The organism is Curtobacterium sp. MCBD17_008 (assembly GCF_003234475.1).
Taxonomy (GTDB): domain Bacteria; phylum Actinomycetota; class Actinomycetes; order Actinomycetales; family Microbacteriaceae; genus Curtobacterium.
The window spans coordinates 330484-343126 of the sequence record NZ_QKTK01000002.1 but is presented as its reverse complement, the minus strand read 5'-3'; the positions used below and the strand labels follow the sequence as shown (position 1 = coordinate 343126).

Genomic DNA, 12643 nt, shown 5'->3' with positions numbered 1-12643 from the left:
ACCCGGACGCCTGCGAGGATGGTGCCGTGGAGACTCGACCCTGGAACTGGCTCGCGGCGGTCGTCGACGTCGTGCTCGTCGTGACGTTCGCCGTCATCGGCCGCGGGTCGCACGGCGAACCGTTCGCGCCGCTCGGCCTGTGGACGACCGCGTACCCCTTCCTCGTGGGGTGGGCGATCGCGTACGTGACGTCCGGGGCGTGGTCCCGGCCGCTCGTCACCTGGCCGACCGCGGTCGTGGTGTGGGTCCTGACCGTGTTCGTCGGTCTGGCCATCCGGGTCGCGACCGGGCAGGGCGTGGTGGACGGGAACCCGCTGCCGATCTCGTTCGTGGTGGTCACGACGATCGTCCTCGGGGTGTTCCTGGTCGGGTGGCGACTGCTCGCCCGACTGGTCCTGCGCGCCCGTGCTCGCCGGACCGGAGCCCGGACCGGAGCGACGCCGCAGCGCTAGAAGAGTCCGCCCCGCGGGCCCTCGTCGGGTCCGTCCAGCCCGCGGAACATGTCCGAGACGAGTGCGGCGATCTGCGGTTCGACCAGACGGTCGACCGCCTCGGCGATGCGCTCCCGGTGGTCCGTGAGCGCCAGGCAGACCGCCGTCCCGGTCGACCGGGCGCACTCGTCGGACAACTCGATCTCGTGCCGGAGCGCGGCCTTCGCCTCGTCCGACAGCGGCTCGCGCGGCTCCTGCTCGCTCGCGCCGGTGCCGGCGAGCTCACCGAGCGTGAACAGGAACGGCTCCCCCGGCTGCGGCTGCGGGTCGACGTCCAGACCCTGGAACTCGGGCTCGAGTCCCTCCGCCGGCTGGTACCCGGCCCGTCGCTTCCGGGCGGCGGCGCGCTCGAGTTCCCGCTGCAGGAGCGGCAGGTTCCGCGCGGTGTACTCGTCGACCGCGTCCTCGACGATGGCCGACATCCGACCGATCAGCGCGTGCTGGACGGGGTGCGGCACGTCCGGCCCGAAGCCCGCGGCCGCCGCGATCGGCGACCCGGTGCAGCGTCGGCAGATCCGGGTGCGTGGACGTGCGGAACCGATCTGCCACCGCGGCAGCCAGCGCAGCCAGACGTCGACGGCGTTCCGCACGCGTCCGTCGATGCCGTCCATCCCGCCAGCGTAGGCGGCGCGCCCGGGATCCGCGCGGAGGCGCCGGGCGGGTCCGGACGGGAGGCCCGGTGCGGGTCCGCCAGACCGGTGCGCGCGGGTCAGACCGGTTCGGTGACGAAGTCGATGAGCTCCTCGACCCGTCCGAGCAACTGCGGCTCGAGGTCGGCGAAGGTCCGCACCTGCCCGAGGATGCGCTGCCACGCCCGGGCGATGTCGGCCTGCTCAGCGTGCGGCCAGCCGAGCGCCTGGCAGATGCCGGCCTTCCACTCGATCGACCGCGGGATGGTCGGCCACTCGCGCAGTCCGACGCGCGCGGGCTTCACCGACTGCCAGACGTCCACGAAGGGGTGCCCGACGACGAGCACGTGCGCGCCCCACTTCCCGCGCATCACGGCGTCGGCGAACCGCGACTCCTTCGAGCCCGGCACGAGGTGGTCCACCAGCACGCCGACCCGGCGCTCCCGGGTCGGGCGGAAGTCGTCGAGGACGTCGGCCAGGTTGTCCACGCCGGAGAGCTCCTCGACCACGACGCCCTCGACGCGGAGGTCCGCGCCCCACACCTTCTCGACGAGTTCGGCGTCGTGCTTGCCCTCGACCATGATCCGGGAGGGCAGCGCCACGCGGGCGCGCTGCTGCTCGACCGCGAACGAGCCGGACGCGGTGCGCAGCCGGCCACCCTCGGGCGCACGCCGGACCGCCGGGGCCTGGACGGGCCTCCCGGCCGGTCCGCTCGTCCTCGCCGGCGGTGCCGCGGCGGCGGCGCGGCCGACGGGAGCCTGTGGGCGGGTCAGTGTGACGAGTTCGCCCTCGAGCAGGAACTGCCCCGTGAAGGGGAAGGCGCGGGTGCGGCCCTTCCAGTCCTCGAGCGACACGTTGCCCGCCTCGAGCCCGACCACGGCGCCGGCCCAGCCGGAGGCCGGGTCCTCGAGCACCATGTCCCGTTCGAGCGGCACCTGCCGCACCTTCCGCACGCCTCGCGAGCGCCAGTCGCCCGAGAGCACGTCACTGCCGTACCGGTCCTCGTCCACCCGCACGAGCGTACTGTCGACGGGCGGCAGGACGACGTCGACCGGCCGGTCCCCCACCATCACGACGGAAGGCACTCCCCGTGCGCGCAACAGTCATCCACGCTCCCCGCGACATCCGCGTCGAGGAGCGTGACGCCCCGACGATCATCGAGCCGACCGACGCCGTGGTCCGCATCACCGCCGCCTGCGTGTGCGGCTCCGACCTCTGGCCGTACCGGGGCGTCCGCGACACCACCGAGCCGCGTGCCATCGGCCACGAGTTCGTCGGCGTCGTCGACCAGGTGGGCGACGGGGTCACGGACCTGCACGTCGGCGACTTCGTCATCGCCCCGTTCACCACGAACGACGGCACCTGCCAGGCCTGCGCGCACGGCATGACGAGCGGCTGCGACCACCGCTCCACGTTCGGCGTGACGCCGGACGCGTACGGTCACCCGCTCGGCGGCGCACAGGCGGAGTACGTCCGCGTACCGGATGCGGCAGCCACCCTGGTGGTCGTGCCGGGCCCGGTGGACGACGACCTCGTCCCGTCGCTGCTGACGCTGTCCGACGTCTTCTCGACCGGGCACCACGCTGCGGTCTCCGCCGAGGTCGGCCCGGGCAGGACCGTCGTCGTGGTCGGTGACGGTGCGGTCGGCCTGTCCGGTGTCCTCGCGGCCGCGCGACTCGGCGCGGAGCGGATCATCGCCATGAGCCGCCACGCGGACCGCCAGGCCCTCGCACGCGAGTTCGGCGCGACCGACATCGTGGAAGCCCGCGGTGACGAGGGCGTGCAGGCGGTCCGTGACCTGCTCGGCGGCGACCTGGCCGACTGCGCGCTCGAGGCCGTCGGCACCGCGGAGAGCATGGACCAGGCGCTGCGGGTCGTCCGTCCGGGCGGCAACGTCGGGTACGTCGGCGTCCCCGCGGGCGACCCGGAGCTGCCGATGCCGTTCCTGTTCGCCCGGAACATCACGGTCGGCGGCGGCATGGCCCCGGCCCGCGCCTACATCGAGGAGCTGCTCCCCGACGTGCTCGCCCGCACGATCGACCCGGGCCGCGTGTTCGACCTCGAACTGCCGCTCGACGACGCCGCCGAGGCGTATGCCGCGATGGACGAGCGCCGGGCGATCAAGGTGCTGCTGCGCCCGTAGGGGTCGGTGTCCCTCGCGGGACGCACCGTCGTGCGGAGGGGGTCAGCCCCGGACCGCGAGGACCCGGTGCGGGGACGCCGACTCGGCCCGCCACCCCGGCGGCAGGGCGGCGGCCAGCTCCGGCACCGTGAAGCTGCGGCGGATCGAGCGGAGCCCGTCCTCGCGGATGAACGTCCCCGCGGTGACGAGCACCGACCCGATCGCGTACAGCCGGTAGGCGGCTGCGGACCGCCGGATGTCGGAGTGCACGCTGCGCGACCCGGCGAGCACCGCGGAGTCACGCAGGAACGCGTCGCGCTCGGCGTCGTCGAGGTGGTGCAGCACGTGGTTCGAGACGACCACGTCGAACCGCTCACCAGCGGCGACGAGTTCGGCGCTCGACTGCTGCCGGAAGGTGACTCCGGGCGCCGACAGCCGCTCGGCCGCCCGGATCGCGCGCGGGTCCGGGTCGACACCGACGACCTCGAGGTCGAAGCCGTCGCCCCGCGCCCACCGGCTCAGCGACCGGGCGAGGTCCCCGCCGCCGCAGCCGAGGTCGAGCACGCGGGCCCGTCCGGTCGCGGGCAGCGCCGGCACCACGTGCGTCTGCCACACCGCCCGCCAGCCGCTCACGGCGGCGTTCACGACCGCGAACCGCCGGTAGGTGCGGTCGAGCGTGGCCGGATCGCAGTGCGGGTCGTCCATGAGTTCGCGCAGGTCGACGGCGCGCGCGGACAGGTCGATCCGGTCCGTCACGCACCCACCACCGTCAGTGCCGCGGCCTCGACCGTCAGGCCCGGCCCGAAGGCGAGTGCGACGACCGGGGTGCCGTCGGTCGGTTCCGCGGCCAGGGCTTCCTGCAGGACGAACAGCACGGTCGCGCTCGACATGTTGCCGTGCTCGCGCAGCACCGTCCGGCTGGCCGTCAGGGCGCTGTCGGGCAGGTGGAGGGCGTCCTGGGTGCGGTCGAGGATGGCCCGACCGCCCGGGTGCACGGCCCACACCGGCACGTCGTCGGGGGTCCAGCCGCGCGGGTCGAGGAGCGGGGCGACCGCTTCCTGCGCGTGCACGCCGATGAGCTTCGGCACCGCGGTGCTGAGGACCATCTCGAAGCCCTCGTCGCCGATGTTCCACGCCATCTCGCTCGCGCCCTCGGGCAGCACCATGGTGGTGAACGCGTCGAGCCGCAGCCCGGAGCCGTCCGCGGTGACGACGGCGGCGGCGGCCCCGTCCCCGAAGACGCTGTTCGCGACGATCTGGTCCGGGTCCTCCGAGTGACGCACGTGCAGCGTGCAGAGTTCGGCGCACACGACGAGCACCACGGCCGACGGGTCGGCTCCGACGAAGGCGTCCGCGATGCGGAGGGCCGGGAACGCCGCGAAGCACCCCATGAAGCCGACGTGCTGGCGGAAGACGTTGCGCGGCAGGCCGAGTTCCTCGACGATCGCCAGGTCCGGACCGGGCTGTGTGAAGCCGGTGCAGGACACGGTCACGACGTGCGTGACGGTCGCCGGGTCGACGGCGGCGCGTTCGAGGGCGTCGCGGGCGGCACCGACGAACAGGGGCGGCGCGAGTTCGCGGAAGCGGTCGTTGCGCATCCCGGTGCTCGGCGAGGCGAGCACGCCGTCGGCGTCGCGGAAGGGCCCGGGCTCGGCCGCTGCGTCGAGCTCGGGCAGGACGCTGTGGCGGTGCTCCACCTCGGAGGCGTCGAACGCCGCCGGGACGAGTCGGGTCGCCAGCCGCCCCAGGCCGGGCTGGGCGGCGAAGAGGTCACGGACCTCCGCCTGCCCGAGGGTGGTCCGCGGGACGGCGGTACCGATGGCTCGGATCGTTGCTGACACGCTCCATCCTGTCACCAGGTCGCTGACGTGTCCCCAGGATGGTCCGGACGCCGTGGCTGGCGTCCGAGCCGCCCGCGGACGGACGGGAGGCCCGTGGCGATCCCGCCACGGGCCTCCCGTCTCGAATCGCCCCGCCCTACTGCTGCTGGGCGCGCTCCAGGACCAGCTCGCGGACGCGTGCGGCGTCCGCCTGGCCCTTCATGGCCTTCATGACCGAACCGATGATCGCGCCGGCGGCCTGGACCTTGCCGTCGCGGATCTTCTGCAGCACGTCGGGCTGGCCGGCGAGGGCTTCGTCGACCGCGGCGGTGAGGGCGCTGTCGTCCGAGACGACCTTCAGCCCGCGGGCCTCGACGACCTGCGCCGGTGAACCCTCACCGGCGATGACGCCCTCGAGGACCTGGCGTGCGAGCCGGTCGGTCAGGTCGCCGGACTCGACGAGCGCGATGACCTCGGCGACGTGCTGCGGTGACACGAGGTCACCGGGTGCGGCGTCCTGCGCGTTGGCGACGCGGCTGATCTCGCCGGTCCACCACTTGCGGGCAGCCTGCGGAGCGGCACCGGCGTCGACCGTGGCCTGGACCTCGTCGAGCAGGCCGCCGTTGACGACGTCCTGGAACTCGAGGTCGGCGAAGCCCCATTCGCCCTTGAGCCGACGACGGCGGGCCACCGGTGCCTCGGGCAGGCCGGCGCGGAGCTCCTCGATGAGGGCCGGGTCCGGCACGACGGGCAGCAGGTCGGGCTCCGGGAAGTACCGGTAGTCGTCCGCGTCCGACTTGGGGCGCCCGGCCGAGGTGCGGCCGGTGTCCTCGTGCCAGTGCCGGGTCTCCTGCGTGATCGTCCCACCGGCAGCGAGGATCGCGGCCTGGCGCTGGATCTCGTAGCGGATGGCGCGCTCGACCGCGCGGAACGAGTTGACGTTCTTCGTCTCGGTCCGGGTGCCGAGCTCCTCCTGTCCCCAGGGGCGGAGCGAGATGTTCGCGTCGCAACGCAGGTTCCCGCGCTCCATCCGGGCCTCGGAGACGCCGAGCGCACGCACGAGGTCGCGGATGACCTGCACGTAGGCGGCACCGAGCTCGGGCGCGCGCTCCTTCGCGCCGATGATCGGCTTCGTGACGATCTCGACGAGCGGGACGCCGGCGCGGTTGTAGTCCACCAGGGAGTACTCGGCGCCCTGGATGCGACCGGTGGCACCGCCGACGTGCGTCAGCTTGCCGGCGTCCTCCTCCATGTGGGCGCGCTCGATCGGCACCTGGAAGATGGTGCCGTCGGCGAGTTCGACCTCGACCTCGCCCTCGAACGCGATCGGCTCGTCGTACTGGGAGATCTGGTAGTTCTTCGGGTTGTCCGGGTAGAAGTAGTTCTTCCGCGCGAACCGCGAGCTCTCGGCGATCGAGCAGCCGAGCGCGAGCCCGAGCTGGATCGAGTAGCGCACGGCCTGCTCGTTGACGACCGGCAGGGACCCGGGCAGGCCGAGGTCGACCGGTGTCACGTTCGTGTTCGGCTCGCCACCGAAGAAGTTCGGCGCGTCCGAGAACATCTTGGTCTTCGTCGCGAGTTCGACGTGCACCTCGAAGCCGAGGACCGGCTCGAACCGCTCGATCGCCTCGTCGAAGTCCATGAGTGCGTCCTTGGCCATCAGATGACACCTTCCTCTGCGGCGGACTGCTGTACGGCGTCCAGGTCCGGGATCCGGGAGATGAGCGGGGCGCCCCACTGCTGCTCGAGGAGCCGCTCGAGGGCCGCGCCGACGCGGTAGAGCCGGGCGTCCTCGCGCTGCGGCGCCATGAGCTGCACGCCGGTCGGCAGGGAGTCCTCCGGCGCGAGGCCGTTCGGGATGCTCATGCCCGGCACACCCGCCAGGTTCGCCGGGATCGTGGTGAGGTCGTTGAGGTACATCGCGAGCGGGTCGTCGATGCGCTCACCGATCTTGAACGCGGTGGTCGGCGCCGACGGGCTGATGAGCAGGTCGACCTGGTCGAACGCGGCGGCGAAGTCCCGCTGCACCAGCGTGCGGACCTTCTGCGCGCTGCCGTAGTAGGCGTCGTAGTAGCCGGCGCTCAGCGCGTAGGTGCCGAGGATGATGCGGCGCTTGACCTCCGGACCGAAGCCGGCCTCACGCGTGGCGGCCATGACGTCCTCGACCGTGGCCCCGCCCTCGGGCGTGACGCGCAGACCGAAGCGCACGGAGTCGAACTTGGCGAGGTTCGAGGACGCCTCGGCCGGGAGGATCAGGTAGTAGGCGCTGATCGCGTAGGCGAACGACGGCGCGTCGATCTCGACGACGACCGCACCGGCCGACTCGAGCAGCGCGACGGTCTCCTGGAAGCGCTGCGTCACACCCGCCTGGAAGCCCTCGCCACCGGCGAGCTCCTTGACGACGCCGATGCGGACGCCCTGGAGCGAGTCGGCCTGCAGGCCCTCCCGCGCGGCGGCGGCGAACGACGGCCACTCCTGGCGGAGCGAGGTCGAGTCCTTCGGGTCGTGCCCGCCGATGACGTCGTGCAGGAGCGCGGCGTCGAGGACGGTGCGGGACACCGGGCCGATCTGGTCGAGGCTCGACGCGAGCGCGATCGCGCCGTAGCGGCTGACGCCACCGTAGGTCGGCTTGACGCCGACGGTGCCGGTGACGGCGCCCGGCTGGCGGATCGACCCACCGGTGTCGGACCCGAGGGCGATCGGCGCCTCGTACGCGGCGACCGCAGCGGCCGAGCCGCCGCCGGACCCGCCGGGGATCCGGTCGAGGTCCCACGGGTTCCGCGTCGGGCCGTAGGCCGAGAACTCGGTCGACGAGCCCATGGCGAACTCGTCCATGTTCGTCTTGCCGAGCGGCACCAGGCCGGCACGGCGGAGCTTCGCGACGGGGGTGGCGTCGTACGGCGGGACCCAGCCCTCGAGGATCTTCGACCCGGAGGTGGTGGGCATGTCCTGCGTGCACAGGACGTCCTTCACGGCGATCGGCACGCCGGCGAGCGGGCCGAGGTCGTCCCCGGCGGCGCGGCGCGAGTCGATCGACTTGGCCGCGGCGAGCGCGTTCTGGTTGACGTGCAGGAACGCGTGCACGTCCCCGTCGACGGCGGCGATGCGGTCGAGGTGCGCCTGGGTCGCCTCGACGCTCGAGACGTCGCGGGCAACGAGGGCGTCGGCGAGCGCAGCGGCGCTCAGTGTGGTGATGTCGTCGGTCACTGTTCCGCCTACTGTTCTTCGCCGAGGATCGCGGTCACGCGGAAGCGCTCGCCGTCCGAGTCGGGGGCACCCGAGAGGGCCTGCTCCTGGGTGAGCGTCTGGCCGACCTCGTCGGGGCGGGAGACGTTCTCGAGCGGGACCGGGTGGCTCGTCGCGGGGACGTCCGGGGTCGCGACCTCGGTGACCTTCGCGACGCTGTCGACGATGAGTGACAGCTCCTCGGTCATCTTCTCGATCTCGTCGGGCGTGAGTGCGATACGTGCGAGGTTCGCCAGGTGGGCGACCTGCTCGCTCGTGATGTCAGGCATGGTGCTCCGTCGATCGGTTCGTGGAATGCCGCCCAGTCTATTGGGCGGGCCGGACGGAGGTCGGACGCCCCTCCTCGGCCCCTGGACCCGGAGCCGGAGCCGGACCCGGAGCCGGAGCCGGAGCCGGAGCAGCCGATGCCGGAGCGGGCTGCTGCGCCTGACCCTGCGCCTGGGCACCCTGCGTACCCGCGCCCACAGACGTCCCCGAGCCCGCGCCCGGTGCTGTGCCCGCGGTCGGCGCCGGCGCCGCGGACCCGATGAGCGCCGGGTCGGGCGCAGGCAACGGCCCCCCGCCGACGACGCCGTCCAGGTGGGCCATCATCTGCTTGCCGACCCCGAACTTCGCGCTGTACCCGGTCGTCCCCTGCAGGAACGGCCAGTCCGCCAACCGGACGTGGCCCTGCACGTTGCCGATCCACGTGGCGTTCGTGTACTTCGTCGACGAGGCGATGAGCCAGTTCTGCTCGTCACCGTCCGTCGTGCCGGTCTTCGCGAACTTCGGCACCGCGTCGCCGGGGTTCGCACTCGCGGCCGTCCCCTTCCCCGACAGCACGCCCTGGAGCGCGTAGTCGACGGTGCCGGCGACCTCGGCGCTGACGCCGCGCGAGCACGTGGGCGGGGTCGGTCGGATCGTGCCGCCGCTGGCGGTCGTGACGGAGTCGATCGTGGTCGGCGTGCAGACGATGCCGCCGTTCGCGAAGCCGGCGTACGCCTCGGCGAGGTCGATCGGCGACAGTGGGTTCGTTCCCAGGACCGACGCCGGGTTCGAGTCGGGTGCACTGCCGTCGGCCTGGTGGATGCCCATCGCCTCGGCGGTCTTCTGGATGCCGCACAGGTCGAGCTGCTTCGCCATCGCGCCGAACGCGGTGTTGATCGACTCCACGGTGGCCGCGAGCACACTCATCGTCGGTTCCACCTGCTCGGCGTTGGCGACCTGCCACGGCGCACCGCCGACACCGACGCACGAGTTCGTGAACTCCGACTGCGGGAACGTGTGCTCGGTCGTCGACACCGACTGCGACAGCGTGTGTCCGTTCGCCAACCAGTCCGCCAGGGTGAAGACCTTGTAGGTGGAACCGGTCGGGAAGCCGCCCGAGCTGCCGACGGCCTGGTCCGCGTTGTAGTTCACCGCCGTGGCACCAGCGGTCGGGGCGTCCGACTGCGTGTAGTCCGTGTTCTGCACCATCGACAGCACGCGTCCCGTCCCGGGTTCGACGGTGACGTTCGCCCCACCGGCGTCGACGCCCGCCATGGTGGTCGGCACGTACGACGACAGCGCCGCCTGCGCGGTGTGCTGCAGGTCGAGGTCGAGCGAGGTGTGGATCGACAGCCCCTTCGTGTCGAGCGTCGCGATCCGGTCCGAAGCCGTCTTCCCGAACGCCGGGTCCGCGAGCAGCTGTGACCGCACGGCGTCGCAGAAGTACCCCGCGTCGTACTTCGTCGCGGCGCTCGAGCACCCGTTCGCGGTGTCGGTGATCCGCGGTGTGATCGGCGTCGCGACCGCCTTCCGCAGGGCAGCCGCCGAGATCGTGCCGTGGGCGTGCATGCGGCGCAGGACGTAGTCGCGCCGGACCTTCGTCAGCCGGTACCCGTTCGCCGCACCGTTCGCGGTGCTGTCCGGCTCGTCGATGCGCAGGTACGACGGGTTGTTGAGGATCGCCACCAGGGTCGCGGACTGCACGAGGGAGAGGTCCGCCGCGTGCACGCCGAAGTAGTACTCCGCACCGGCCTCCGCACCGTAGACACGCCCGCCGAGGCCGACGATGTTGAGGTACCCGGTCAGGACCTGGTCCTTCGTGTACTTCTGGTCGACCGCGATCGCGTACCGGATCTCCTGGAGCTTCCGGGCCTCGGTCTGGCCGGCGACCTTGTCGTAACAGGCGTCCACCTTCGTCTTGGTTGACGCGGGGTCCTTACCGGTGAGCTGCTCGCACTGCTGCACGAGCACGTTCTTCACGTACTGCTGGGTGATGCTCGACCCGCCTTGGACACCCGCGTGCAGGGCGTCGGCGATGGCGGCGCGGATGGTGCCGACGACGTCGATGCCGCCCTCGTCGCGGAACCGGGGGTCCTCGGTGTCGATCGCGGCCTGCTTGAGGCTGTCGGCGATCTGCGACGACGTCACGTCCGTGCGGTTCTCCGCGTAGAACGAGGCGATCGGCACGTCCTTGCCACCCTGCTTCGCGTAGACGGTCGAGAGCTGTTGCGGTGTCTGGATGTCGAGGTAGCTCGGCAGGTCCTCGAAGAACTCCGCGGCCCCCGAGGCCCCCTCGCCCGCCACCGCCACCGTCGGCGTCACCGCGACGGCGACGAGCAGCCCGGCGAGCACGGACATGACGACGAACATCAGGAAGGCCCCCGGCCAGCGCGCGATCCGCATGTCGAGGACGGTAGGGAGCCGCGCTGGGTCGGGTCTGCTGCGCGCCGGCTCGGGGCTGCGCGGCCGCACAGGAAGGCGCACGACCGGCTCGCACCCGCCCCGACGGTGCGGCCGGGAGGCACGGATCGCCTCCCAGCGCACCCCCGGGTCACGATCCGGTCACGTCCGCCGACCCCGTGGTCGTCAGTCGCGCGGCTGGAGGTCCTGCGGCCGGACGAGGTACATGTCCGGCGTCGCCTGGACGATGTCGCCGTGCCGGCCGTCGCCCTCGTGGTGCTCACCACGGACCAGGTCACCCCGTCCGACCGCGATGAGCGCCACGTCGTGCAGCGACGCGGTGCCCGGCTTGAGGTAGTCGTTGTGCCCGAACGGCTGTCGGAACACGTCGCCGCCTCCGTCCGGGTCGTCCGCGACGAGGAGGTCGAGCCGTGCCGCCCCGAACGCGGCGAGGCCCGGGTCGGTCCCGAAGAAGCCGGTCCCGGCGACCGGGTCCCAGTGCGCTCCGCCGACGTACACCTGCCCCGGGGTCACCGCGAGTTGGTCGGCCGTGGTGACCGCGCTGCCGGGCGACCCCAGCATGGTGAGGCTGTCGACCGTGACCCGCCCCGAGGAGAGTGCGATCATCGCGGTGGTGGACCCGTACGAGTGCGCCACGACGCCGAGCCGTGGCTCGTGGCCGGTGCGGACGGATCGGATGCCGTCGAGCGTCCGGACGAGTCGGTCCGCCCCGAGATGCGCGAGGTCGAGCGACATGAAGTCGGAGATGCCCGGCGTGCGGTAGCCCATCCAGGCCAGGACCGCCACCCCGGGTCCGTCCGCGGGTGCCGCGACGGGGGCGACGGTCGCCTGCTCTCGGTACACGTCACCGGCGGTCGCGGTGAAGTCCGCCATCTGCCCGTTCACGGTGAAGAAGATGCCCGGGACGACGACCGACACGTGCCCGGCCGTCCCGATGTCACCGACCGAGATCGCGCACCGACCGCTCCCCCGCGTGTCCAGCGTGACGAGGTACTTGCGCGGGTCGCCGGGCTCCTGCTCGAGCGATTCCTGCACCTGTCCGAGCATCGCGGCCAGCGCCGTCGGGGCCTGCGGGTCGGCGAGTTCCGACGTCAGCACCGCTCGGTTCGCCGCGTCCCGCACGTCGAAGGGGACCCCGTCGAGGTTGCCGAGGACCGCCGGGGCGTCGTCGGTGAGGACGGTCCGCGTCGCGGGTGAGAGCGCCGACCACCACGCCGTCACCGTGCTGCTGGTGGGCGGGTCGTCCATCGCGGTGGTGAGGACCCGGCCGTCGGCGTCGGCCGCGCGCAGGACGGTCGGCGGTGCCGCCGCGAGCACCTCGAGCCAGCGCTGCCCGGTGGCGTCGGCGAGAGCGTCGACGGCTCCGTCCCGTCCCTGCTCGGGAGGCGCGTGTCGCATGGGCGCGGACGAGGTCGCCTGGACGACGGCGACGGCGGGCACGGCCGGGGCCTCGACCACTCCCTGCGAGTGCATCGAGGCGGTCAGCAGCGCCGCGGCGAAGAGCAGCAAACGGGTCTCCCCCTGGAAGGCCAGCCTGTCGTTCCCCTGCAGACGACAGGTGATGCGCTGTCGAGTGTATGGAGAACGGCCCTTCGGGGGTCATGCGGGATGCAACTTGCCCCCCGTACTGGGGACAGGCCCTGGCGCGTCGCAGCAGCCGGATCCCGC

General features: G+C 72.6%; 11 protein-coding genes. 2 read left to right on the top strand and 9 right to left on the bottom strand.

Going from position 1 to position 12643, the window contains the following annotated elements; genetic code table 11:
• Positions 1-26 precede the first annotated feature (26 nt).
• The gene (locus tag DEI95_RS03395; RefSeq protein WP_111059369.1) at positions 27-452 is read left to right on the top strand and encodes a DUF3054 domain-containing protein; all 426 of its coding nucleotides are present in this window, start codon (positions 27-29) and stop codon (positions 450-452) included.
• On the opposite strand, the gene DEI95_RS03390 is transcribed toward DEI95_RS03395, so the two are convergent.
• Together DEI95_RS03390 and DEI95_RS03385 are read right to left on the bottom strand one after the other, a co-directional pair.
• Positions 449-1102, bottom strand: coding sequence for a spermidine/putrescine ABC transporter substrate-binding protein (locus tag DEI95_RS03390; protein WP_110823729.1), 654 nt, complete (start codon positions 1100-1102; stop codon positions 449-451). The genes DEI95_RS03395 and DEI95_RS03390 overlap by 4 nt on opposite strands.
• 98 nt (positions 1103-1200) lie before the next feature.
• On the bottom strand, positions 1201-2130 hold the full coding sequence (locus DEI95_RS03385; RefSeq protein WP_111059399.1) for a DUF3097 domain-containing protein: 930 nt from the start codon (positions 2128-2130) through the stop codon (positions 1201-1203).
• An 80-nt stretch (positions 2131-2210) separates the two neighbouring features.
• Here DEI95_RS03385 and DEI95_RS03380 point away from each other — a divergent pair, with 80 nt between their 5' ends.
• Entirely contained in the window at positions 2211-3263 is a 1053-nt protein-coding gene (locus tag DEI95_RS03380) for a zinc-dependent alcohol dehydrogenase family protein (RefSeq protein ID WP_110823728.1), read from the top strand.
• Positions 3264-3305: 42 nt separating this feature from the next.
• Here DEI95_RS03380 and DEI95_RS03375 read toward each other — a convergent pair whose 3' ends face one another.
• The 7 genes from DEI95_RS03375 to DEI95_RS03345 form a co-directional block, all read right to left on the bottom strand.
• Positions 3306-3998, bottom strand: a complete 693-nt coding sequence (locus DEI95_RS03375) for a methyltransferase domain-containing protein (RefSeq protein WP_258367433.1) — start codon at positions 3996-3998, stop codon at positions 3306-3308.
• Positions 3995-5083, bottom strand: coding sequence for a type III polyketide synthase (locus tag DEI95_RS03370; RefSeq protein ID WP_111059368.1), 1089 nt, complete (start codon positions 5081-5083; stop codon positions 3995-3997). The genes DEI95_RS03375 and DEI95_RS03370 overlap by 4 nt, the downstream gene beginning before the upstream one ends.
• A gap of 136 nt (positions 5084-5219) precedes the next feature.
• Complete coding sequence (gene gatB / locus DEI95_RS03365; RefSeq protein WP_110823726.1) at positions 5220-6722, bottom strand: Asp-tRNA(Asn)/Glu-tRNA(Gln) amidotransferase subunit GatB; 1503 nt, start codon at positions 6720-6722, stop codon at positions 5220-5222.
• Positions 6722-8269 (bottom strand): Asp-tRNA(Asn)/Glu-tRNA(Gln) amidotransferase subunit GatA, encoded by a 1548-nt coding sequence (gene gatA / locus DEI95_RS03360; protein ID WP_110823725.1) that lies wholly within the window; start codon positions 8267-8269, stop codon positions 6722-6724. Before gatA ends, gatB begins: the two co-directional genes overlap by 1 nt.
• 8 nt (positions 8270-8277) lie before the next feature.
• Positions 8278-8577 (bottom strand): Asp-tRNA(Asn)/Glu-tRNA(Gln) amidotransferase subunit GatC, encoded by a 300-nt coding sequence (gene gatC, locus DEI95_RS03355; protein WP_110823724.1) that lies wholly within the window; start codon positions 8575-8577, stop codon positions 8278-8280.
• Positions 8578-8614: 37 nt separating this feature from the next.
• Complete coding sequence (locus DEI95_RS03350; RefSeq protein WP_258367431.1) at positions 8615-10957, bottom strand: transglycosylase domain-containing protein; 2343 nt, start codon at positions 10955-10957, stop codon at positions 8615-8617.
• A 183-nt stretch (positions 10958-11140) separates the two neighbouring features.
• A complete protein-coding gene (locus tag DEI95_RS03345; protein ID WP_110890280.1) occupies positions 11141-12484 on the bottom strand; it encodes an alpha/beta hydrolase in 1344 nt (447 codons plus the stop codon).
• Positions 12485-12643: the final 159 nt, after the last annotated feature.